Raw genomic sequence first — 24,616 nt, 5'->3', positions numbered from 1 at the left:
GGACGGGCGGGACGCCCATCCCACTTTCAAGAGTGGAAGTTATTTAATTCTCATTCCTAAATGCAAAACTGAGATGCTCCCTGACTGCCAACCACAGGGAAACGGCTTTTCCGCTTCCATAATTCCCGTAGGAAAACGGCAATTCCCGCGCCGGAAACCGCATTGCCGTTTCCCTACAAATGCTGGGGTACAATCTATCTGATATATCATCTCCGTCTGTTAATGATGTTGTACCATTTTCAATAATTTTTTTTAGGCGGGCTTCTAGCCTTCCCCACAAGAAAACTCACTCTTTGTGGAACAGGCATCTTGCCTGTTCAAAACTTGCTTTTGTGGAGATATATATTTAAAATTTTACAGATATCGGAATTTGCAAAATTAACTTGGTTCCTCGGCCCGGAGCAGAAATACAACAGATTTGACCTCGATGTTTTTCCACTACAATATCGTGACTGATTGCCAACCCTAATCCAATACCGCGGCCTACAGGCTTCGTTGTAAAAAATGGGTCAAATATCTGGTGGCGCACTTCCTCACTCATCCCACAACCGTTATCGGCAATGTGAATAACAACGGATTTATAGTGGTGAGTGGCTAATGTTGAATCTTGATTGTGCAGGGCCGATTCTGACACACAACTTACTGAAGTGCTGATGGTAATTTTTCGGGGAGATGGTTGAGTTTCCAGGGCATCAATAGCATTACTTAGCAGGTTCATGAACACCTGATTTAATTCACTGGCGTAACAGGTGACTCTTGGCAGTTGGCTGTAGTCTTTAATGACCTCTATCTCACCAGCTTTGTTTGTTCCCTTCAGCCGGTGCTGCAAAATAACTAAAGTATTGTCTATGCTTTCATGAATATCCACTGGCTTGTACTTTTGTTCGCCAAGGCGGGAGAATTTTCGCAAAGACATCACTATTTCGCTAATCCGAGAAGCACCCTCTGTCATCGACTTCAGCAGTTTTGGATAATCCTCTGCGATGAATTCGGGTTGAATCTCGTTCAATTGGCCGATAATTTCTGCAACGGGGTGGGGGTAGTAATGTCGGTACAATTCGAGGAGGCGAAGCAAATCTCGTGCATAGTCCGCCGCTAGAGCAATATTGCCGTAGATAAAGCTGACGGGATTGTTGATTTCGTGAGCAATTCCTGCCGCTAGCTGACCTAAAGAAGCCATTTTTTCCTTCTGTATTAACTGAGCTTGAGTTTTCTTTAGTTCAGTTACGGTTTGTTCGAGTTGCTGGGCGTAGGATTGTGTTTGCTGGAACAACTGGCGCTGCACGAGTTGATTTGAGACGCGAGCCAGAACTTCTTGTTCGTGAAACGGTTTTGTGATATAATCTATACCACCAACTTCAAAGGCTTTGACTTTATCTAATACTTCATTCAAAGCACTGATAAAAATAATTGGAATGTCCTTGGTTTTGGGAGAATTTTTCAATGCTTGGCAGACTTGGTAGCCGTCCATACCGGGCATCATGATGTCGAGCAAAATTAAGTCAGGAGGAGTTAACTCGATCGACCGCAGCGCTAGTTGGCCGTCGGGTGCGGTGCGTGTTTTGTACCCTTGCTGCGAGAGTATTTGAGCTAAAAGTTGCAAATTAGCCGGAATATCATCAACAATTAAAATATTCCCTTTTAAGACGGGAGTTGGTTCGTAATTCATATCTAGTCCGGTAAAATAACCTTTACAGGTTTGTAGTATCCCAGGTTTATGAAGTAGGGACACCGCACCGTGCCCATAGGTGTTAACTTAAGCTTTTTGTCCGCCAGTCCTTCCGCCTACCCGACAGTCCGCCAGGGAATGAATTCCCTGTCTAATAGCGAAAGTCCTCTCAAAGAGGACTAATGAGTTTAAAAATTCTTCTTCTAAGTCCTCATAGCGAAGACTTTCGCTTTGAGGCAGGAGTTCCAATCCCTGTGGGACTATTGGTTTTACCTTAAATGGACACCAATGGGCACGGTGCGGTGTCCCTACGGGGGGATAGATATATAAGATATATCTGGGGTGTACTTCATAAACCTGCTATCTGCTGTAATATCATTCCTATTTCGTTTCGGGATGGATGAAAGCTAGTATTTGATTGAACTGAAACTCGTTAGCAAAGGTGGCTAGGGCGCTAGCTAAAGCGTCATTGCGATCGCGAATTTGCTCAATTTGGATCAGAATTAACTCTAAATCGCACTCAATTGTGGCTTTCTCTAAAGCTGCCAGCCAATCTGCGGGTAAAGCTGCAAGAGTCTCTGGAGTCGGAGCCTCGATTTGAGTTGACTCGGGCATACTCTCCGGTTCACCGTAAATGTAACGCACTCCCAGATGTTTGTGGAGGGTGGCAAAAATTTCTGTATCTCGAAAGGGTTTGTGGATAAAGTCATCGCAATCATCTGATACAGTAACGGTTTGCCCTTCCTCAGCGTTACCGGCACTCACGGCAATAATTGCCGTAGCTTGACCTTTAACGGTGGCTTTAATGCGTTTGGTAGCTTCATGTCCATCCATCACGGGCATCCACATATCCATAAAAATTAAGTGTGGCTCAAAACTCGACCACTTTTCAATAGCTTCTATGCCGTTGGTGGCTTCTTGGAGTTCAAAGTTAAAGGCAGCCAGGAGTTTGATCAGCAGTTGGCGGTTGTCGGCTCGATCGTCCACAATCAAAATACGATAGCGCGGCTGATTGCGTTCCAGCGCTATCGCCCGACGCGGTGGCTGTACGGGTTGAGTCGCGGGGGCATCAACGGCCCTGACGGGGATATCAAACGCGAAGGTGGTGCCGCGTCCAACTTCACTGCGTACAGTAATCACGCCGCCCATCAGCTTGATAAACTGTTGGCTGATAGCCAGCCCCAAGCCTGTTCCTTGCTGAGATTTTGTTCCTGTTTTGGTTTGCACAAAGGCTTGAAAAAGCTTATCTAACTCATCAGCAGCTATGCCGGAACCCGTGTCTTCTATTTCAAAATGTAATTGGTAATTACTGATTGGTAAATTCTGATTTTTTCGGTCTATAAATGGACTTACTCTTAACCAAATTACTCCGTGTTTAGTAAATTTAATGGCGTTAGAAAGCAGATTAATTAAAACTTGGCGCAACTTCATTTGATCGGTTTGCACGTATTCTGGAGTTTCGCTAGAGCAGTCAAATATTAACTGCAATTGTCGATCCATTGCCTGGAGTTGAAACATTTCTGCCAGATCGTTCAACAGGCTGCTTAATTGAAATTTTGTTGGGTTGATTGTAATGCGTCCCGCCTCTATTTTGGCTAAATCTAATATTTGATTGATCAGAGCTAGCAAGTGTTCTCCGCTGCGGTTGATGATACGGATATTTTCTTGTTGTTCGCGAGTGAGGTTGGTAGAGCGCTGCATCAATTGGGAGAATCCCAGAATTGCGTTTAGCGGGGTGCGGAGTTCGTGGCTCATATTTGCCAGGAAAGTGCTTTTGGCAAGGTTGGCGGCTTCTGCGGCCCAGGCGGCTTGTTGAAGCTGTACTGCTTGCTCTTGAGTGGCTTCGAGCAATTGAGCTTGTTGTAAGGCGACTCCTAGTTGAGTGCTAATTTGCAGCCCAATATTGATTTCTGCTTCGCGCCAAGTGCGGGGTGCAGAATTTTGATAGCTGGCGAGCAAACCCCAAAGTTGACTGCCGCAAAATATGGGAAAAATAACGTAGGCTCTAGCTTGAAATTGCTCTAACAGTTCTAGGTAACAAGGACTCAACCCAGCGGTGTATATGTCTTCAATTATGCGGTAAGGAACGCCTCTAGCATACATACCACCTTGATTTCTTTGTAGATAGGTATCCAGCACTGGTTCACGGGAGGCTTGCATAGTTTTCACGCTACAGCGAGAGTCTTCGACGAGAGTGTTTGGCACATTAAAATCGTCGGGTTGTTGCATCAGAGATATCCAGCCCGGAGCCATTGACTCGGCAACAAATTCCCCACTCCAATCAGGATTAAAGCGATAGATACCGACTCGATCGCATTTTAGGGTTTGTCGCAGTTCAAATGTTGTGGTTTTGAATATTGTGTCAATATCTAAGGATTGACGGATGCGCTCGATCGATCGGGCGATGGCTTGTTCTCCCTGGGCGCTTTCTCGCAAAGCTGACTCGGCTTGTTTGCGATCGCTAATATCCAAGACAGTGCCCAACAAACGGAGCAACTGCCCTTTTTCATCATAAACCGGTTTCCCTCGAACTTCAATGTAACCGATCGAGCCATCTCTTCGGAGCAGCCGCAGATCAATTTCAAAGCTTTGCCCCGACATAGCTCGATCGCGCACCATTGTCAGATAGCGCGATCGATCTTCTGGATGAAAACGCTCGATTAATTGTTCGTTTGGCAGCGGTTTTTGAGTCGGATCGAGCTCGTAAATGCGATAGACTTCTTCACTCCAAGTGGTTGTTGCTGTGGCGATATCGTATTCCCAACTGCCAATACGGGCAATTTTTTGGGCTTCCAGCAGTCGGGATTCCGCCAACTGGCGATCGCTAATGTCGCGCGCTACCCAAACCGCAGAGCTATCCGACAGCGGCGAAATTTTAGCAGCAAACCAAACTTCTTGGTTATTAATCGGCAGACTGTAATCAAAACTAATAGTTTGTTGGGTTTCCAACGCCTGTCGAACTTGAGCGAAATAAATCTCCTGGCTTTCCTCCTGAAAAAATTGTTCCATGAGGGAGTCGAGCTGATTCGTCTGATAGTTGTATTGAAAAATTCCCTTGGTGGGTATAATTTGGATAGTTTCTTCTTGAACATCAAAAATCAATACAATATCTGTAATCGACTCAAATATTTTCACAACTTGCTCAGTAGAAGTGGAAAGTTTTTGTTCGAGCAATTTGCGTTCGGCAATTTCAGATTGTAATAGTTCGTTGGCACGAGCTAAGGCGCAGGTACGTTCGACCACTTCGGCTTCTAAAGTGCGATTGTAGTCAGTTAAGATTTTTTCAGCTTGTTTGCGCTGTACGATGTTAGAAAAAGCAGTGATGGCATAAATAATGTTTCCGTCTTCGTCGAAAATTGGTGTGGCGCGCACCTCAAAAGGAATAAATTTCCCATCTCGATAAAGTTCTACATCTTCAAGGAATACCGTTTCCCCGCGCAGCGATCGGAATGCGGGCAGTTCTTCAGTTGGATACGGCTGGTTTTGGCGGTAGATTTGATAAACTTCTACTGCTTCTTCTAAAGTCGAATCGGGGATAGTTTCTACGCCGAGCCAATGCTTGGCAGTTTCGTTGAAGTACACGACTTTACCGGAGGCCTCGTGGATAGATACTCCCGCAGGTATGGCTTCGATAAATTGCTTGAGTTGGCTCTCTCTTTGCGCTAAAGCTTCATTTAAAGATTTTTGGTCTGCAAAAGCCTGTTGCAGTTGCGCTGCCATAAAATTGAAGGAATTGGCGAGTTCTCCGACTTCATCCAAGCGTTTATTTTCTAAAGGTTTATCCCATTTTCCTTGGGCAACATTTTTGGCTGCCGTATTCAAACGCATAATTGGCTTTGTTACCCAACGGGAAGTCAAAAATCCGATCGCGATCGCCAGTGGCAGTGTACCGGCGCACAACCACAATGTATTGCGCGTATTTGCTTGAATGCGAGCCATGAAATCCGACTCTGGCACCACCACCACAATCAACCAATCCAAGCCACGGAAATCTCGATAGGGAGTGACGCGGACAAACTGCCTATCGCCCTTGCTCGCCAGGGTCAATTTCTCGCTGGTTTGCAGCGTGCGGAAGTTGCCAAATCGGTTGGCGAGTTGTCTAGCAATATCTCGCGTTGGGGCATCCTTGCTGTTGGTGGCTAGCAATGGCGTCGTTTGCTTTGTTGTTTGCGTCACCAAGGGTGTTTCTAGTGTGGATGTGGCAATCAGATTGCCCGATCGATCCATAATAAAAGCTTGTCCTGAAGCCGAGAATTGCAGCCTAGCCAGAAAGGTATTGATTGCCGAGGGCCCATTATTATCCGTGAGGCGATCGCGGGTACGTTCTCCTACTTGTTCGATTAACTGATGCGCTACATCCTCGACTGATTCCTGACCACTTTTGAAAGAAAGATAGCCCACTAGCCCGACGGCGCTGACTGTTTGCAAAACAAACGGAACAATCAGAACCATTCGCAGGGGCAGCTTGCTGAAAAAATTGGCGGTTAGGCGGTTGAAGGGATACATGGGCATGCGTGTGAACCAATTGTGCTGGCGATCGTATTTTAACTGCTGTAGCGATTGGCGCGCCCTAAAAACTGTGAAATTTTCCGCGCGGTTCAATATAGCCAACTACTAGCGAATATTTGACGCGGATGCGAATATTTGCTTCTGTCTGTTCTGTTTCTAGCTGTTGGGAATTTGATTCATTTTTACTTGCAAAAATTGTGATAAGTTTTCTAATTTCTTTGTGTGTATCGGCAATTATGTCATTAATGAAAAGCCAGCGGGGGCGGGTTTATGAGATTGTAGATTATGGGCAATTATTATTTGTGCGTTCCTCGAACCCGATCGCCCTAATGCAAATTTGTTAACTTGGCTAAAACGGTGGCGAATAGAACGGGTTCGATCGGCTTTGTTAAGTGTTCGTTGTAACTCACATCTTGCACCATTCTCAATTACTTGTTTAGGAACAGGCAAGATGCCTGTTCCACAAGAAAACTCATTCTTTGTGGAACGGGCCGGAGAGCCCGTTCTTGACAATGGTGCAAGATATCAGTTGTAACCAGCGGCGATCGCCCGATCGCGGTCTTCTTCGCTAGCATAAGCTGTCAGCGCCACAGCCGGCAAGCGCTTGATTTTGTCGGATTCGGACGATCGCACTTTGCGGATCGGCGAGTAGCCGTCCTCAACGGGCATAGCGATATCACTAACTAAAATATCCGGCGGCGACTCATCTCAACTGCCCCTTCTTACTCCGAGGCTGTTTGAGTGGCAGTGTCACCGTAAATGTCGCACCCTGGTCTTTACCGGGACTTTCCGCAGTCACAGTGCCCCCGTGGAGTTGCACCAAGTGCTCGACGATGGCCAATCCCAGTCCCAAACCGCTGTCAGCCCTAGTTTTCGAGCCGTCTGCTTGTCGGAAGCGATCGAACACGTAGGGCAGAAACTCAGCAGAAATGCCCTTTCCGGTATCGCTGACAGTAATTTGCACGTAATTGAGTGATGAGGAATCGCTAACAGCTACCGCAGACAAGCGCACTTGCACATTTCCCCCCGAAGGCGTAAACTTGACGGCGTTAGTCAGCAAATTCCACACTACCTGCTGCAACCTCTGAGCGTCGCCCCACATCAAGCTGACTGAGGGGTCAAGTTCTAACGAAACGGTGACAGACTTGGCCTCGGCTGCCAAACGAACTGAATTATTAGCCGCCTCGATCGTCCTTACCATATAGAACCAGCCGGGTTTCAGGGCCAGCTTGCCTTGAATAATCCGGGAAACGTCAAGCAAATCTTCCACTAGCTGGATCTGCACCTTCGACTGACGCTCAATGGCTTCCACACCCGAAACTAATTTATCTTGGTTGTAGGGGTGGGCGCGCAGGATCTGTGCCCACCCCAGAATCACATTTAAAGGCGTTCGCAATTCGTGGGAAAGAGAGTCTAGAAACTCGTCTTTCCGGCGGCTGATAGCTTCTGCTTCCGCCCGCGCAGTCTGTTCGCGATCGAGCAACTGAGCGCGTTGGGCCTCGATTTGCTTGCGATCGCTGATGTCGGCGACGATCGACATACAGTTGATATTGCCGTTGCTGTCGCGGACTGGAGTTGCCCACAAACTGATGTCGATCGAGCTGCCGTCTTTCCTTTGGCGCTGGGTTTCCATGCCCGCTATCGCCTTTCCTTCGCGAATTCCTTTCAAATTAGCCGTGAATTCCTCCCGCTTGTCTGCGGGAACGCTGGGCACAAATTGACCTACCGCTTCTGATTCAGGCCAGCCAAAAATCCTCTCGGCTGCTGGGTTCCACATTTTCACAGTGCCGTCGTCGCAGTCCAAAACAGTAATTCCTAGGGGACAAGCCTCAATCAAGGCTTCTAAAGTTTGATGGATGTGCGATCGCGCTGCTTCTGCTTCTTTGCGATCGCTGATATCGACGTTCACCCCGATCATCCGCCAAGGCAAACCCCGATCGTCGGGAAATACCTTAGCCCTGCAAGCAATCCAGCCCACGCTTTTGTCGGGGCGGCAGATGCGAAACTCTATGTTTAATTCCTCCCCGGACGCCGCCGCAGCTTGCACCTGCTGTTGAGTCAAAGCGCGATCGTCTGGATGCACCATTTCCACCCAACTTTGATAGCTGTCCATACCGCCTGCAGGCAGCCCGTACAAAGCCTCTAACTCCGGCGTACACGCGACCTCGCCGGTTTGGACGTTCAATTCAAAACTTCCGATTTTGCCTGCTTGCTGAGCGATTTGCAGCCGTTCTTGATTGTGTTTGAGTTCTGCTTCCACCCGCGCGATCTCGGTCAAGTCGATGTAGAATGCGACGATCGTCTCTGGTTCGCGATCGTCCGGGCACAGAGTAGTTCCGCCCATCAGAATCGGCACGCGGCTGCCATCTTTGCGGATGTACTCTTTCTTGAAAGGAGTTGCGACTCCCTTAGCCCGCAGTTCTTGGGCTGCTAAGGCGTCGAGGTGCAGGTATTCGGGGGGGGTCATCCTGTCCCACCGCATTTTACCGGAGAGCATATCTGAGCGGGTGTAGCCGACCATGTTGAGCAGGGATTGGTTGGCGTAGGCGATGCGGCCGCTAAAATCGCCGATCGCAACTCCAAAAATATTTGACTCGAACAGCCGCAGAAATATGGCTTCGCTTTGCTGCATTACCCGTTTTGCTTGTTTGCGATCGGTGATTTCGGCTACCACAGTGCTGACTCCCAGCAGTGTTCCTGATTCATCGATCACGGGGTAAAAGCTGATTTGCCAATCCCGCAAAACTCCCGGCTGTTGCTTGGTTTCGGCCTTAACTTCCAAGTCGAGCACGGGGGTTTGCGTCGCCAGCACTTGGCGGTAAATCCGCTCTACCATATCGGCCATTTCGGGAAGCGCTTCTCTAACGGTGCGCCCGAGGTGTTCTGCGATCGATCGGCCGTTGATCGCAGCGAGGCATTCGTTCATGCGGATGTAGCGCAAATTGGTATCGACAAAGCACAGCCCGACTGGTGTGGTGTTGTAAACTAAGTCGAGTTCTGCTAGTTGGCGGCGAATGCGTATTTCGTTTTCTCGAAGTTGGTTTTGGGCTTGTTTGCGATCGGTGATATCTAGTACGAAGAATGCTCCTTTGTCTTTGCATCCTTGGAAGTTTCCGCCGCCCACTAAAACTGGGAAGCGCGTGCCGTCTTTGCGGATGTATTCTTTTTCAAAAGGCGCGCAACTTCCTTCGGCTTCGACTTGCGCGAAGGCGATGCGATCGAGTTCTAGATATTCCGGCGCTGTGAGTTCGAGCCAGCGGATCTGTCCTGCAACTAAGTCTTCCCTCGTATATCCGATCATTTCCAGCAAGGCGTCGTTAGCGTCCGTAACTTCGCCGCTGGCATCCCAGAAACCAATGCCGATCATGTTAGATTCTACCACGCTGCGGAAGCGCATTTCGCTTTCCCGCAAAGCTAATTCTGTTTGTTTTGCTGCGGTAATATCGGTGATAATTAGGCCAACTCCGATTATTTCTTCTCTTTCATTTTTCACTGGGTAGTAGTTGGCTAGCCAGTAACCGAAATATCCCGGTTTCCCATCAGGTTCGCCGCTCATTTCTAAGTTTAAAACAGGCTTGCCGGTTTCTAAAACTTGCTGAATTATCGGCGCAAATTTTGCTGCATGTTCTGGCAACAATTGGCGGAAGTCTTGGCCGAGATGCTGTTCTATCGGCAAACCGTTGAGTTCTGCTAATACTTGATTGATACGGATGAAGCGCATTTCGCGATCCATAAAGCAAATCGCTAGGGGAGATGCTTCTAATAGCGAGTCAATTAAGGCGAAGGATTGCGATGTTTGAGATAGTGCTTGTTGCGCTTCTGTGTAAAGTCTGGCGTTGTCTAGGGCGATCGCCACGCGGTATGCTAAATCTTCTAGCATTGCCATGTCTTCTGCACTGTAGCGGCGGCCCAACTTTGAGGTAAAGCAAGTGATGGAACCCATTACCCGCCCGCGAGCCCTCAGTGGTACGCAAGCGTGAGATCCGATATTGAGCGAGCGCAATTTTTCCTTTTCTGCTGCATTTTCGGCGATTGCTGCTAAAAATTCCTCATCCACTTCGGCAATTAATTCGGATTTTCCGGTGCGGATTACCAGCGGATAGCCGTTAACAGCATTGTCGGCGATCGAACTTCGGATGCTGAAGTTATTAATAGTCTCAACCATAGAGGGTTCTGCGTGAGCCACAGCGACTAGACGCACTTTTGACCCCGTTTCGGTCAAATGAATGCAGCACCCGTCGGCGATCGAATTTATTGCTAATTCTGCTACCTTTTGCAGCACCGTTTCCCCGTCAAACGCATCAGCCAGCATTTTGCTGACTTCTGCTAAAAATGCCGAGCGCTGCTGTTCTATTTCCGCTTTTTCCCTTGCTGTTTGCTCGATTGTTAACTGCAATCTTTGAGTTTCCGCAAGTTTTATTTCTGTGATATCGCGGGCGACAATTAAGGCTGATTCTGGTACCCCATTTTTGTCAAATTCTGGAACTACGCGGGATTGATAACTTCGGATGCCGTTGATTGAGAAAGCCTGAAATTCGATAATTTCTTCTTGGCCTGTGTCTAACACTTTGTGCAGGGTTTCATCCCACATCTGGCACAGTTCCGGCGGCATTCCTATTTCTTGACTGGTTTTACCCAGGAAGAATGAAATTGGTTTTCCTTGGCTTCTTTCAACTGCTTGATTTATATAAATATAACGCAGCTCTTTGTCAGTGCGGATAATGATATCTGGCGTATTTTCTAGCAGCGTTCTCAGTTGCTGTTCGCTGCTTGCCAAAGCTGCTTGCGCTTGTTGTCTTTCGGTGACATCTCTCACCGTGCCCACATATCCGATGAGTTCGCCGGAGTCGGAGAACATCGGCGATGAACAAACGTTAATCCAGCGCACAATCCCTTCTGGTGTTTGCAGGCGATACTCGATCGCATATTCCCCACCTTGCCGAGTATAATCCAGCCATCGGCTCAATACGCGATCGCTGTCTTCCGGGTGAATGCACTTCTCCCAACCGTCTCCTAAAAGTTCTGTCAAACTCAAGCCGCAAATAGCCTGACAGCGTGGGTTTGCATAGGTGTAGCGCCCCTCAAAATCAGCCATAAAAATGCCGACAGGCGAACAGGAACTTAAACAGCGAAATCGTTCTTCTTGAGCTTGCAGCGCTTCTTTAGCTACTGTCAGTTCTGCTGTCCGCTGTTTGACGCGGCTTTCTAGTTGGGTGTAGGATAAAGCCAGGGCTATTTCTGCTTCTGTGCGATCGGTAATATCAATGCCTGTTCCTATCACATATTCTACCAAACCATCGCTATCGGTCGTCACAGTATTCGACCAAGAAATTAAGCGTTTTGATCCGTTTTTAGTGCGCCAATAGTTTTGATATTCGCTGTTAAAATGTTCGACTTTTAGCTGGGTAAAAATTGTTTTCACTGGATCTATTTCTTCGGGAATCAAGAACAAATCCCACACATATTTATTAACAACTTCTGCTGTCGAGTAGCCTGTAGTTTTTTCGCAAGCTTGGTTGAAGCGGACAATCCGTCCTTGACTGTCGAGAACTACAATCAAGCAAGCTGTCGTGTCAATTACTTTAGAAATAATATTACGTTCTATTTCTAGTTTTTGTTCTGCGGACTTTAAGCCAGCATACCAAGCGATAACCATTGCAGCGGCCAAAAGTAAGATTGCAGGAGCTGCCTGGAAGGAAAACAGTAACAGAGTTGTCAGCAGTAAAGCCGTGCCGGCACTAAATGTAGCAATACTGTAAGATTTAATGGGTAAGGGCAAGACCTCAAACTCGCTCATTTTTGTTGACCTGTAGCGATGGCGCGATCGCACTATTGCTTATGTCGATGAAACAACCTTGTTAAAACTTAGTTAAAACTAAGTATTTATTTTTTCTATACAAAACCACATTTGTCGGCTCTGTGCCATCTTCCCAGAGGCAGATTGGCAGGGGAATTTCTGCTGAATCAACTGCTATCATAGAGCCAGGGACAAATTAGATTATCTAATTTCTGGGAGAAATAAGCGAGTGAATCACAAGCTGGCCAAAATTATCGGATTATTTTTCGCAGCCGCCATCCTCTTTGGATTCGTCGGTTACGCGCTTCAAAATCCCAACTTCACCAGCAGCTCAGCGATATCGATCGGCTTCCCCAATCTTACCACCTCGGCCGTCGGGGCGATCGACAACAAACGATCCCAAATCTATCTTAACGGAACTTGGCAATTTGTCCCCGCAGTTGGCAACCCCCAAAACCCCCCCGTCTCTCCGAATTGGGGTTCCATCTGGGTGCCCGGAGACTGGCAAAAAGAAAACCACGAATCCGTACCTGGAATCATCACTCGCGGCAGCGGCAAAGATTGGGAAAACTTCAACAGTAAACAACTATCAAAAGCTTGGTATCAGAGAAATATAGACATTCCCGGCGACTGGACAAACCGCCGAATTTTTCTCGACTTAGCCAGAGTCAGCACCGATGCAGTCATCTTTGTCAACGGCATTAACTGCGGTCAAATCCCCTGGCCCTACGGCACTATTGAAATTACCAAAGCAGCCAAACCCGGTCAAAACACCCTATCTATTTTAGTGATAGCAGTATCCGATGAAAAGGAAAAAGCCGTCATCATGGGCCCCACAGAAATCTACACAGAAAAATCCAAGTTGCAATCGCGGGGAATCATCGGCGAAGTACGGCTTCTGAGCCTTCCCCCAGGCCCGTTAATTAGGGACGTATTCGTCCAAACTTCCACCCGAAAAAAGCAAGTTAAATTAGATGTCGAACTCAAAGACGTTGCCCAAAGCGGTCAAGTAGAAATAATCGCGCAAATGCTCGACGAAAAAGGCCAAGTAGAACAAAAATTTACAGGCACTGCCAAGGTTCAAGCTAAACCCATTCAAACGGTAAAAGTTCAGTGGAATTGGCAAAATCCCCGTCTTTGGGATGTCGGGCAACCCAACCTTTACACATTGCAATTAGAAGTAAAAGGCAGCGGCATAGACACGCAATACTACCAACCTTTTGGCTTCCGCGAATTTTGGATAGAAGGGCGCAAATTTTTCTTAAACGGAACTGAATTTCGGCTGCGACCAAACTTGCACTCCGAGTCTTGGCAAAGCGGGACAGTTGAAGTTGCTGACAGGCTAATTGACAGCTACGTAAAAGCAGGTTTTAACATAACAGAAATGTGGCCTTGGAATCACGACGAACGGGGTAAATGGCACTTCCGAGAGTTATTTTCCGAAAGAGCAGACCTCAAAGGTTTTCCAATTATGGCTCCCGCTTTAGACATTAGTCCTATCGCTTGGAACGGCAAGTGGAGAAACCCCCTGTGGAAAAACCGCTGGAAAGACCGAATGGTGACTGAAATGCGCCGCTACCGCAATCATCCATCAGTATTAATGTGGGCGACAAGTCCTAATTTTTTCGGCAACGCTGACGATTTAAATCCCCGTCGCATCGGCAAAAGCAAAGTAGAAGGAACTCTCAGTCCCTCGGAAAACCAGCGTTTGCGGGTCAACACTCCCCTAGGAAATGACGCTATAGCGACGATTAAATCGGCCGACACAACCAGACCTGTGATGGTACACCAAGGCGCACACTTCGGCGATGTTTATGCGCTGAATTCTTATTTAAATCTGATTCCCTTGCAAGAACGGGAAGAGTGGATTTCTGAGTGGAGCAAAACCGGGGAAAAGCCCTACATGGCAGTCGAGTTTGGGACTCCTCTGCACGCAACGATGATGCGGGCCCGCAAAGGTTTTGGTCAGGCGATTCTCAGCGAACCTTGGATGACTGAGTTTGCGGCAATTTATTTTGGCAAGCAGGCTTACGAGTTGGAAACTGCCGCTTATAAAGCTAAAATTCGCGAGCAATTTGTCCAGGGTCAGGAGTATCAAAGCTGGCATGGTAAAAAAGAGTTAGATTTTGCACCCGCTTTTCAAAAGTTGCAGCATTTATTCAGTACAAATACTTGGCGGAGTTGGCGGACTTTTGGAATTTCTGGGGGGATGATTCCTTGGAATGACGGACATGGTTGGGAAGTTTCCGAAGCTGGCAGAAAGAAGGTGGATATTGGGGCATTTCAACCGGGTCGCCGGGGAGTTTATTTGAAGCAAGTCTCAAATAATCTTTTGAATTATTTCCAGCCCGAAGCTTACACTGTTCATCCTGGGGGCGAGGCAATTATGAATAATAATAGCTCGACTTTGGCTTGGATTGCTGGTGCTAGCCCGGTTTTTACTGCGAAAGAGCGCAATTTGTTTGTGGGCGGGAAACTGGCCAAGCAAGTAGTGTTAATTAACGATACGCGGACGGCGCAAGAATTTTCGTTTAATTGGCGGGTTTTGGTGGGGGGGAAAGAAGTAAAAAAAGGCGATGGGAAAGGGATGATTGAGGCGGCAGGAACGCTGTTTTTCCCAATTGACGTAAAATTGCCAAATACCATTTCTAGCAAGGCTGACGGCGAAATTCGCTTGACTTCGCGAGTCGGCGAGCGATCGCATTCTGATACATTTGCTTTCCGCGTTTTTCCCAAGCAAGCCAACATCAAAGATTCGCTGACAATCTTCGACCCAGCGGGCAAAACATCTGCCATGTTAAAACAATTAGGTTATCAGCTTGTACCGTGGAATGGTTCGCAAGTTTCATCGCTATTAGTTATCGGTAGGGAAGCATTTTCTAGCGGGGAAAATTTGCCGGGAAGTTTAGAAAATTTTGTCCAAAACGGCGGCAAAGCAATTGTGTTTCCTCAGCGCAGGGAATGGCTGGAAAATACGGGTTTCCGGGTTGCTGCCCACGTCAGCCGCCGCGCTTATCCAGTTGACAGCAACCATCCCGCAATTAGCGGTTTAGACAGTGAAGATTTGCGGGATTGGGCGGGGGAAAGCACGCTGCTTGAAGCTTATCCAGATACCATCCAAACTGGCCCTAATTTGAGTCCGGCAAATAAACCTTGGTACGGCTGGCGTTGGGGAAATCGCGGCGGTGTCAGTAGCGCTTCTATTGAGAAGCCGCACCGCAGCGGTTGGCGTCCAATTTTGGAATCTGAGTTTGATTTAGCTTATTCGCCGCTGATGGAATTGGATTACGGAAAAGGGCGGCTGATTTTAAACGAGTTGGATTTGGAAGACCATTATTCTGTAGATGCTGGGGCGGCGCAGTTAGTCCAACAAATTGTGAGTTACGGGATGAATTCTCCGGTACTTGGAAAGCCGGAGAAAGTGGTTTTAATAGGGGGAGATGGAGATGCCCAAAAGTTGGACAGTTTGGGGGTAATTTATCAGCGCGCTACTTCGCTTTCTAATGATGTTGGTTTGGTGATTGTGGGGAGAGAAGCGAATCTGAAAGATGCAGATTTGCGCGGTTATTTGAATGCTGGCGGGAAGGCGTTTTTCTTGCCGCGTCAAGTGGCTGCTGCGGGTTTGGGCGTGGATTTGCAGCAAGCGAAGGATTTTGGGGGTTCGCTGGCGGTTCCGAGTTGGGATGAGGTGAAGGGGGTTAGCGCCTCAGATTTGCGATCGCGCTCTTTTTATGATACTTGGTTGATTAAGTCTGGGGGAGATATCGGCGCTGACGGTTTGTTAAGTCGGGTAAAAGTTGGCAAGGGTGTGGCGATTTTTTCTCAGATTGAACCGGACAGTTTGAATGCTGATACTAAGACTTATTTGCGTTTTACTCGCTGGCGGCAAACCAGGGCAAATGCTCAGATTTTGGCTAATTTAGGGGCTAGTTTTAAGGCGGATGGATCTGTGTTTAATGGTTCGAGTCGGGAGTTTTATCACTGGGATTACAAAACGGATTTTGAGAATGGGGACGATCCTTATCGGTATTATCGATGGTAGGAAGAAGGAAGTTTAGCAACGGATGTAAGGGATGTAACGGATTTAACTGAGATGTTCCACCATTCTCAATTATTTGCTTAGGAACAGGCAAGATGCCTGTTCCACAAGAGATAAATTTTCTTGTGGAACAGGCATCTTGCCTGTTCTTGACAATGGTGCAATTTGTCACCATTGCAGTTATCCAAGCTAGGGATTAAAAGTGCGATCGAACAGAGGTTAGCAATTTCAAGCTTAAATTGCTGATTTTATTATACTGTTAAATATCAAAGGTCAAAGTGTCGCCTGAAGCGGGGGTCTAGTTTGTCGGTTTTCTTTTGGTTGCAGGTGAGGCAGAGGGTTTGCAAGTTGCTGATGTCGTTGCTGCCGCCGCGCGCTAGGGGGATGATATGATCGATCGTGAGTTGGGTTTCTAGTTTGGTTTGGCCGCAGCTTTGGCATTGGTATTTATTGCGAGTAAATACGTATTTTCTGACTTCTGGGGGAATGGGGATTCTGGGAGTTTTGCTCATGAATTGTTCGGTTGATTTTCAGGGTTTAGTAGTTGGCGACGCAAATCATCAAGGGGTGATTCTGGTTTGGGAGTTTCTGATTCGTTCTTTTCTGGTGTTTGTTGGGCTTCGGGTTCGTCGGGGCAAAACTCTATAGTTACATTGAGTTTGAGCTTCATCTTTCCTTTCTTCCAGCCCTGAGCACCCACTCTGAGAATTTCACAATCTATACCTTGACCAAACCAGTTCTCATAAGCATTAGGTTGTTGGTCAGTATTTAAACCTACATAAATGTAGAGTTTTTGTTGATTCAACAACTGAGTGAGTTTCTCTCCTAACCCATATTCAGGCAAAACTTCATTTACTGTTTCCTTAAGTTTTTCTACTTTAAGCATTGCGGTACCAAAAGATAAAGCATCCTCATTACCGCAGTTGTAAAAATCAAATTTATCTTCCATATTGATATCTAACCTAATAGGTTTTTTAGCCATGAGTTTTAACCGCAGATGAACGCGAATGAACGCGGATGTTTGATGGCTCAGTCGGCAAATAATTCGTCATAAATGTCATTGTCCGCACTCAGCCAATCTTGATAAGCTTGGGATGCAAGCATCGGTTGAACAGATTCTTTCCCACTTTTCAAGAAGAGGGCTAGGTTCCGAAGTGTTGCTAACTTATCCTCTGGAAGTTGTTCGATGATTGTTAGAAGTTTTTGGCGAATGTTCATAGGATTAAAGTCGCTCTTTGTTGGCTATTATAGCATTATACACACAATAAAGAGACCGGGCGAATAGAATTCGCGTCTACACAAACAATGTCCGCCTTCGCGGACTGAGAATGTTTTCAACCCGCGCAGGCGGGTTTTGTCTGTGTAGCCGCGATTTCCAATCGCCGTAATTCCGCCAAAATTGCAATCATTCACCCTCCACCGAAACACTATCATTTTGTCCAATTACAGGCAACAAATGCTCGTGCAACTTCATCGCCTGCAAACAACTATTAATCCCAGAAACCGCCCGATCGTACTCTTGAATCTTCTGCTCATTCTCAGCTTGCCGCCGCAGATTCCCAGCAATCTTTTCCTCCGCCTCCTGCGCTAGAGTTTGCTCCAAATAATCGCGGGCTTGACTGTATTTCTGCAAAATATCATCAGCTTGCTTTTGGGCCAGCGGCAACAAATGCTCTTTCAGGGTTTGGTTGACAGTTTGGCGGAAAGTTTGCCGAATAGTTCTAGATACTTTCGGCTCAAAATCCAGCCGCAATAATTGCCGAATTGCCGGTTGCGCGTCCACCATGTTTTCGCAGTCGAAACCTTGAGAAGTTTGCTGCAATGTTTCCCGGAATTGATAAATCGAAAATGTGCCTTCGTCGTAAAAACGGGGACTTTCTCGCACGTAGCGATCGCACTCAACGCCCGCCGCATTTACCAAAGCATCAGAAACCCGCTTTGATAACTCCTCTAACTGCTGTTCAATTCCCCCATCATTCCCCAACAACCGATAAAGTAATCGATAGTATTCCGACTTGCGAACGCTATCTTTCAAATACTGGAAATAATTATCAACCAGTGACTTAGTAGCCTCTACTAAAATATCCTCCAACTGATTGGCTAAATAGTAAAGTGCTTCAACTAAAACAGCAATTAAAGGTGCTGTCGCATTGCGGGGATGATTCCGCAAAGTGCGTCCGTAAGCCGCCTCAACAGAAAATCCATCTAACAATTCATCCAAGCGCCGGATCATCCGAGATTGCAATTGCCGAAAGTCTATATCGAAAATATCGCATCTGTTCATAATCATTTCATTGACTTCTTCGGCGATATGTTCCCGAAAATCCTGTCCGACTTGCTGCAATTCTTGATTTAGCCGCAAAAGTTCCTGTGCTTTCATTGCTTCAATTTCGCGGGGCTGGCTGTCCAAATTCCGCTGAATTGTTTGGTAATGTTTCCGCAGTTGAATGCACAAGTCTTCTAAATCGTCAGCTAGATTTTTGAACAGTTGCGGGCGTTTTTCTTCGGTGAGGTAACGGGTGATGGCTGTGCGAAAATCTTCGATACCGCTATCTTGAATTAATTGAGCAATTAATGGTTGACCTTGTTCTGCCAGAATCCGCACGTAGTTTTCATTGGGTGTTTCGTAGCTGTTAACTGAAATGCGAAATTTGCTCGGAGATAGCTTGCCGGAATTCGCACAGTAGCGATTAAATTCACTAACAAACTGCGGAGTTTCTTCACTATTACCGAGAAACTCTGAATCTAATTTATCGTCTCCAGAAACTCGCCCTTGACTGCTGGCAAATATTGTATTTAAACCAAAGCGATCGCGCCCTGTTGTCCCTCGAATCAAACTCCCGTAAAATCCTAACAATCCGCTAGTTTTATAAACTCTCGCAGTATCGCGAAAGTCGGAATTAATCAGATTTTCTAAGCGCTGTCGCAGTTGCGTGTTGTACCAAGTTTCGTCAATGCGGTTGAAAATGTAAAACAGTCGATCGCGAATTCCCGGATTTCCCCGTGTCTTTTCCATCAACTCGGTTTCTTCCGTCGTCATTTCCCCAGACGAAGCTGCTTTCAAAACGCAGACAACCGCCGAAGTATCCGGGCTTTCAATCTTATCATAAGTCAATTCTGCATCCCGCTGCACCGGCGCATCAATTCCCGGCGTATCGATAATAATATTGCCATCTTGTAGCAAGGGATGATAACAGTAATATTCAACTCGCTTGAGTACAGCACTGTTACTACCGCGACGGGCATAACTAGCAGCTTCCTTGAGATTGGAAAAGTTAAACTGTTCCATCGAATAGGTAGCGTTTTCGAGAGTTTGGATGCGATCGCGATTTGCCTCAAAACCTTCTAACAGCAGCATCAAAGCCTTAGCTTTTTTGGCTAACTCGGATTTATTTTCGCCACCTTCCGTTTCAATAATTATGTTACATCCCTGAGACAACAGGGACACTACATCTGTTTGATTAATATTAAGTTCAGTAGCTAAACCTAACTGATGGCAAAGCACAGAAGCTTGCTGGCTAATCTCAAACTCGCTCAAAAAAGTGAGAACAACGCGCTCTTTTTCCGGCTCAGCAAAGGCGATATAACATTCCGTACCTGTCGCGTGTCCTTCTGCACTGTAGAGCAATTCTCGCTCCAGCAAAGCATTAATTAGCATGGATTTTCCCGCACTGAAAGCACCAGCAAACACAATCTCAAACTCAGGAGAAATTGCCTTTTTCAGAGAAGCTTGTACCGCCGTGATATCTTGTTGTCGCAAAGAGGATTCCTGACGCAGCAGTTGCAGTAAAGAGTCAACTTGCTCTTGCAGATTGTTGCATTGAGGGGGCATTTGAGTCATCGCGGCAGACTGCTCCTGATTGTGGGAAAATTACCTTAGTATTAATTCTCTGCTAGTTCAGGAATAATCACAACAGTAATTTTACTTATGCGATCCAGGATTGCTGAAAGTGCGATCCTCTTCGAGGGCTCCGCTAACGGCTATTCGGCGGGTAAATCTTGTGTTTGCAGCCAAGCTGTTAAATCTGATATGTCGTTAAAATTTAACAAGGCTTCTCCTAAGTTTTCCAATTGGTCGATCGACAATTCCCCGATTTGAGTTTGAACTTCGGGAGTAACAGCACCTACACGACGTTCCAATAGACGAATAATCAGTGCTATTTGTCCTGTTTTGATTCCTTCTTTTCTGCCTTTTTCTGTTCCGATTCGCACTGCTTTAGAGATTGCACCTCGCCGATCTTGGATATAAACTTCCTGTCTTTCCAAATCCTCTAACTCATCACGATTTAAATTAGCTTTACTTGCTATTGCAAAGGCTTTGTTAATTTCTGGCACAGCTTCCATTGTCTCAGGTACTGCATTTAAATCTCTAGCTGTTTTGAGGAAATAAAGCCACTTGTCGGTCAAGGTTTCTAACTCGTTCAGACCTTTTTTGAACTTAGGCAACTCGACAAATACCAATTCAATATCGTAACTCAGATAGTCACTCAAGAACTCTCTTTCCTTAAGAACAAACCGCGAAATTACTTTACTGAAATCCTCGAACATTTCAAAATCAGTAATTGTCAAGGCAATCACTGGATTCAACAGTACATATTGTTCGGCTGTTTCTAATTGCGTGGAATAAGCTTTAGCTGCATTGTACAAAATCCGCTTTTCAAAAGCCTCTACGTTCAAAACCTGCATCTCGATAATTACTGATGTGCCGTCATTTAACTTAGCTTTCACATCTAAGTAAGTCTCCTTGAGACCTCGAATTCGCGGAGCTGAATAAGGATCGAAAATTTGTAAACTTTCTATGGTGGGCTGACTGTCATACAGCAAGGCATTCAAAAAACTAATGAGAATGTCTTTGCTATTTTCAGAGCCGAAGATTTTTTTGAAGGCAAAATCAGTCTTAGGATTGATGAATGTGAACATATAGGTAATGGGTAAATTTGTAATAGTTAAGGCTTCAGGTGCCGGCAGCTCATCCTATTACATTATACCAACAAGGTCTCCGGTGTGAATCGCGCACCCTAAAAATTTATACCGACAAATCTTGACGGGGTTTAAAAGACTCAACCTCTCGCAACTTCTGGTATAATTCTCTTTCTTCGTCACTAATTTCTTTGGGAATTAACACCTGAATTTCTACTAATTGATCGCCCCGATCGCCATTTCCTGTCGGATAGCCTTTGTTAGCCAGCCGCAACCGCTTTCCAGACGTTACTCCCGGCGGCAATTTCATCTTTACCAAGCCGTCTAGCGTCGGTACTTCAATATCTCCCCCCAACACCGCTTCGCTGGGAGTCAGTGGCAATTCGCAGCAAATATCCGACATTTCCAAGCGAAAAAATGGATGGGGAGAAACTGTGATTTTCAAATATAAATCCCCGCCGCCCATACCTTGATTTCGCAAGCGAATCCGCTGGCCTGATACCATAGCAGCAGGCAGAGTCACCTCGATCGCTCGCCCATCTTCCAGACGAATTCGCTCGGTACCGCCCGAATAAGCCCTTTCCAAAGGCAGAGTCAATCTGGCCTCAATGTCTCTTCTGGGTTCGCGATCGACTGTTTCCCGTCGCATTTCGCGATCGACTGCTTCCCGTCGCATTTCGCGATCGACTGTTTCCCGTCGCATTTCGCGATCGTCCACATCCCGTCGCATTTCGCGATCGACTGTTTCCCGTCGCATTTCGCGATCGACTGTTTCCCGTCGCATTTCGCGATCGTCAAAATCCCTTCTAGGTGGGCGAGAATTAGCAACATAACTCGTTTTCTTAGAAGCCGTACTCCACGGTTCAGAGGAGGCTACTCCCTGTGTATCATTCGCTGTCGCCATCCTCACTTCTCGGCGTCTTCCGAGCACTTGGTCGAGAAATTTATTAAAATCCGAGTAATCGCTAAAATCGACATCTTCGGTCGGTTTTTTGCGGGTAGCTTTACCGTTTCCCCAAGTTTTGAAATTGGGAAGTCGCACCCCTTGCTTGCCTTGAAATCCCTTTTGTTTCCAGAATTTACTAAACTGATCGTATTGAGCTCGCTTGTCAATATCGGAAAGAATATCGTAAGCTTCATTAATATCCTTAAACCTATCTTCAGCCGATTTATCCCCCGGATTTACGTCAGGGTGCAACTGTCGGGCTAGCCGTCGATAGGCTTTTTTTATCTCATCAGCCGTGGCATCTTTGGGCACTCCCAAAATTAGATAGTAATTGCGAAAATTCTGCATATTTAGTCATTAGTTATTAGTCATTAGTCATTAGTCATTAATTATTAGTCATTAGTCATTAGTCATCCTGCTTCCCTGCTTCAAACTAGGGACTAATGACTAGGGACTAATGACTAACCACTAATTAGAGCCAATCGTCGTCATCATCCCAATCGTCGCTTTGATTTTGATAAGGGCGAGTGGGGCGATTAGCACTGCTTCTACGATCGCCCATACGATCGCCCATACGATCGCCCATACGATCGCCCATACGATCGTAGGAACGATCGCCCATTCGATCGCCGGCGCGATCGTAGGGGCGATCGGGAATTGGATCGACAGTCGATCGCCTGTACGGTTTAGCATTGGTATAATAGCTGTTGTCATCGCTGCGCCGCTTGGTACCGTCGCCCGTAAAAGTCCGCTTCACAGACTCAAAGAAATCATCATCATCGTCATCATCAGCAAAAGCGGAAACTTCCCGGCTCAAATCGTAAAGAGCATCCTGCAAATCCGAACCAACTTGGTCAACTCCCCGCTCATCATTGCGTTCCAAACTGTCTCGCAATTCCCGAATTAAAGTTTCAATTCGCTGGCGACTTCTTTGAGCAAACTGCATTCCGCGATCGAGCGCAACTTCTCGCAACTGCCGCTCCGCTTGATAAGCTAAAGCTTCAGCGCGATTGCGTTTTTCTACCCTTTCCCGCTGCAACTTATCAGCTTGAGCAAACTGTTCCGCATCGCGAATCATTTGATTCACTTCCTGCTGACTCAGCGTCGAAGCACCTTGTACAGTAATGCTTTGTTCCCTGCCGGTAGTTTTGTCCAAAGCAGTCACCAACAGCATCCCGTTAGCATCAATATCAAAAGCTACTTGTACCTGCGGAATCCCTCGCGGTGCCGGCGGAATTCCAGTTAGTTTAAACCGTCCCAAAGACTTATTATCTCTGCCTAATTCCCGTTCCCCTTGGATGACGTGAATTTCTACCACAGTTTGGTTGTTTTCAGCAGTCGAAAAAATGTCCGATCGCCTGACGGGAATAGTAGTATTCCTCGGAATCAGTTTTTTCATCACCCCGCCGATAGTTTCCAAACCCAGCGACAGCGGCGTCACATCCAACAGCAGCACATCGCGGACATCCCCACCCAAAATACCCGCCTGAATTGCCGCACCCACCGCCACAACTTCATCGGGATTGACATTTTGATTCGGTTCTCGATCGATCAAACTGCGAACAACTTCCTGCACCAAAGGAATGCGAGTCGAACCGCCGACTAGCACAACTTCATCAATGCGAGAAGGACTCAAACTTGCATCAGCCAAAGCTTGTTTGACTGGCCGCCGTAGCCGCTGCACCAAATCAGTGCACAGCCCCTCAAATTGACCGCGAGTCAGCCGCGTTTCCAGATGCAAAGGCCCGTCTTCGTTCGCATCGATAAACGGCAAATTAATCTCGGTGACACCGACTCCCGACAGCTCAATCTTGGCTTTTTCGGCCGCTTCGATCAAGCGCTGCAAAGCTTGGCGGTTGCGACGCAAATCAATTCCTTCTTTTTCTAAGAATTGTTCTGCCAACCAATCCACAATTTTGGAGTCAAAATCATTGCCGCCCAATTGAGTGTCGCCGCTAGTTGCTTTGACTTCAAATACTCCGTCTCCCACGTCTAAAATCGACACATCAAAAGTACCGCCGCCCAAATCAAACACTAAAATAGTTTGACTTTCTCGCCTCTCCAAACCGTAAGCCAAAGAAGCCGCCGTCGGCTCATTTAAAATCCGCTTAACATCAAGTCCGGCAATTCGTCCCGCATCCCGCGTCGCCTGTCGCTGCGAGTCGTTGAAATAAGCAGGAACAGTAATTACAGCCCCCGTCACCTCTTGTCCCAGATAGCGGCTGGCTTCATCGGCCAGTTTCCGCAAAACCATCGCCGAAATTTCCTCTGGGGCAAAATCTTTTTTCAGGCGGGGACACTTGACTTTGATGTTCCCGTTGTCGTCGCGGCGAGTTGTGTAAGGGACGCGCTTTGATTCTGGAGTCAGTTCGGTATATTTGCGTCCGATGTACCGCTTGACGGCGTAAAAGGTGTTTTGCGGGTTGAGAACAGTCTGGCGTCTGGCCATCTGTCCCACAAGGCGTTCTCCTTCCTTTGTGAAAGCGACTACCGAGGGAGTTGTCCGCATCCCTTCTGCATTGGCAATCACAACCGGTTTGCCGCCTTCCATGACGGCTACTACTGAGTTTGTTGTTCCGAGGTCAATGCCAACTACTTTACCCATGCGTCTGTTGTCTCCTGTGGCGTTGTGTGTAACTTTTTCAATATAAGCGTTAAGTGTTAGAGTCGATAGGAGCGTTACCACTCCTACCTCTCCTTCAGAACCGGACGTGCGACTTTCACCGCATCCGGCTC

General features: G+C 46.9%; 13 protein-coding genes. 1 reads left to right on the top strand and 12 read right to left on the bottom strand.

Going from position 1 to position 24,616, the window contains the following annotated elements; genetic code table 11:
- Nucleotides 1–43: 43 nt before the first annotated feature.
- The 5 genes from QT992_RS29310 to QT992_RS29290 form a co-directional block, all read right to left on the bottom strand.
- A complete protein-coding gene (locus QT992_RS29310) occupies nt 44–280 on the bottom strand; it encodes a hypothetical protein (RefSeq protein ID WP_333378363.1) in 237 nt (78 codons plus the stop codon).
- Nucleotides 281–346: 66 nt separating this feature from the next.
- Complete coding sequence (locus QT992_RS29305) at nt 347–1,669, bottom strand: response regulator (protein WP_333317953.1); 1,323 nt, start codon at nt 1,667–1,669, stop codon at nt 347–349.
- A 381-nt stretch (nt 1,670–2,050) separates the two neighbouring features.
- Nucleotides 2,051–6,121 carry an ATP-binding protein gene (locus tag QT992_RS29300; protein WP_333341332.1) on the bottom strand — a complete coding sequence of 1,357 codons (4,071 nt, stop codon included), beginning with the start codon at nt 6,119–6,121 and terminating at the stop codon, nt 2,051–2,053.
- A 582-nt stretch (nt 6,122–6,703) separates the two neighbouring features.
- Nucleotides 6,704–6,847, bottom strand: a complete 144-nt coding sequence (locus QT992_RS29295; protein WP_333317947.1) for a hypothetical protein — start codon at nt 6,845–6,847, stop codon at nt 6,704–6,706.
- A gap of 34 nt (nt 6,848–6,881) precedes the next feature.
- A complete protein-coding gene (locus tag QT992_RS29290) occupies nt 6,882–11,975 on the bottom strand; it encodes a PAS domain S-box protein (protein WP_333378360.1) in 5,094 nt (1,697 codons plus the stop codon).
- A 229-nt stretch (nt 11,976–12,204) separates the two neighbouring features.
- Between QT992_RS29290 and QT992_RS29285 the strand changes: the two genes are divergently transcribed.
- A complete protein-coding gene (locus tag QT992_RS29285; RefSeq protein WP_333378356.1) occupies nt 12,205–16,017 on the top strand; it encodes a glycoside hydrolase family 2 TIM barrel-domain containing protein in 3,813 nt (1,270 codons plus the stop codon).
- 263 nt (nt 16,018–16,280) lie between these two features.
- Here QT992_RS29285 and QT992_RS29280 read toward each other — a convergent pair whose 3' ends face one another.
- From QT992_RS29280 to dnaK, 7 genes are all read right to left on the bottom strand, one after another.
- Nucleotides 16,281–16,526, bottom strand: coding sequence for an HNH endonuclease (locus tag QT992_RS29280; RefSeq protein WP_333341337.1), 246 nt, complete (start codon nt 16,524–16,526; stop codon nt 16,281–16,283).
- The gene (locus tag QT992_RS29275) at nt 16,523–16,996 is read right to left on the bottom strand and encodes a KGK domain-containing protein (protein WP_333341338.1); all 474 of its coding nucleotides are present in this window, start codon (nt 16,994–16,996) and stop codon (nt 16,523–16,525) included. The genes QT992_RS29280 and QT992_RS29275 overlap by 4 nt, the downstream gene beginning before the upstream one ends.
- Nucleotides 16,997–17,043: 47 nt before the next feature.
- Nucleotides 17,044–17,232, bottom strand: a complete 189-nt coding sequence (locus QT992_RS29270; protein WP_333341340.1) for a hypothetical protein — start codon at nt 17,230–17,232, stop codon at nt 17,044–17,046.
- A 187-nt stretch (nt 17,233–17,419) separates the two neighbouring features.
- Entirely contained in the window at nt 17,420–19,855 is a 2,436-nt protein-coding gene (locus QT992_RS29265) for a dynamin-like GTPase family protein (RefSeq protein WP_333341342.1), read from the bottom strand.
- 140 nt (nt 19,856–19,995) lie between these two features.
- On the bottom strand, nt 19,996–20,934 hold the full coding sequence (locus QT992_RS29260; protein WP_333317932.1) for an Rpn family recombination-promoting nuclease/putative transposase: 939 nt from the start codon (nt 20,932–20,934) through the stop codon (nt 19,996–19,998).
- Between the two features lie 106 nt (nt 20,935–21,040).
- The gene (locus tag QT992_RS29255; protein ID WP_333341344.1) at nt 21,041–22,228 is read right to left on the bottom strand and encodes a J domain-containing protein; all 1,188 of its coding nucleotides are present in this window, start codon (nt 22,226–22,228) and stop codon (nt 21,041–21,043) included.
- 124 nt (nt 22,229–22,352) lie between these two features.
- A complete protein-coding gene (gene dnaK / locus QT992_RS29250; RefSeq protein ID WP_333341345.1) occupies nt 22,353–24,485 on the bottom strand; it encodes a molecular chaperone DnaK in 2,133 nt (710 codons plus the stop codon).
- Between the last annotated feature and the right edge of the window lie 131 nt (nt 24,486–24,616).

The organism is Microcoleus sp. T3_D1 (genome assembly GCF_036700405.1).
Lineage (GTDB): Bacteria > Cyanobacteriota > Cyanobacteriia > Cyanobacteriales > Microcoleaceae > Microcoleus.
The sequence above is the reverse complement of the archived record's forward strand: the minus strand, read 5'-3'. Positions and strand labels throughout refer to the sequence as shown.

Excerpts from the sequence above, each read along its gene's own strand:
- QT992_RS29305 (WP_333317953.1), bottom strand. The coding sequence starts at position 1,669 with ATGAATTACGAACCAACTCCCGTCTTAAAAGGGAATATTTTAATTGTT.
- QT992_RS29300 (WP_333341332.1), bottom strand. The coding sequence starts at position 6,121 with ATGGTTCTGATTGTTCCGTTTGTTTTGCAAACAGTCAGCGCCGTCGGG.
- QT992_RS29295 (WP_333317947.1), bottom strand. The coding sequence starts at position 6,847 with ATGCCCGTTGAGGACGGCTACTCGCCGATCCGCAAAGTGCGATCGTCC.
- QT992_RS29290 (WP_333378360.1), bottom strand. The coding sequence starts at position 11,975 with ATGAGCGAGTTTGAGGTCTTGCCCTTACCCATTAAATCTTACAGTATT.
- QT992_RS29280 (WP_333341337.1), bottom strand. The coding sequence starts at position 16,526 with ATGAGCAAAACTCCCAGAATCCCCATTCCCCCAGAAGTCAGAAAATAC.
- QT992_RS29275 (WP_333341338.1), bottom strand. The coding sequence starts at position 16,996 with ATGGCTAAAAAACCTATTAGGTTAGATATCAATATGGAAGATAAATTT.
- QT992_RS29270 (WP_333341340.1), bottom strand. The coding sequence starts at position 17,232 with ATGAACATTCGCCAAAAACTTCTAACAATCATCGAACAACTTCCAGAG.
- QT992_RS29265 (WP_333341342.1), bottom strand. The coding sequence starts at position 19,855 with ATGACTCAAATGCCCCCTCAATGCAACAATCTGCAAGAGCAAGTTGAC.
- QT992_RS29260 (WP_333317932.1), bottom strand. The coding sequence starts at position 20,934 with ATGTTCACATTCATCAATCCTAAGACTGATTTTGCCTTCAAAAAAATC.
- QT992_RS29255 (WP_333341344.1), bottom strand. The coding sequence starts at position 22,228 with ATGCAGAATTTTCGCAATTACTATCTAATTTTGGGAGTGCCCAAAGAT.
- dnaK (WP_333341345.1), bottom strand. The coding sequence starts at position 24,485 with ATGGGTAAAGTAGTTGGCATTGACCTCGGAACAACAAACTCAGTAGTA.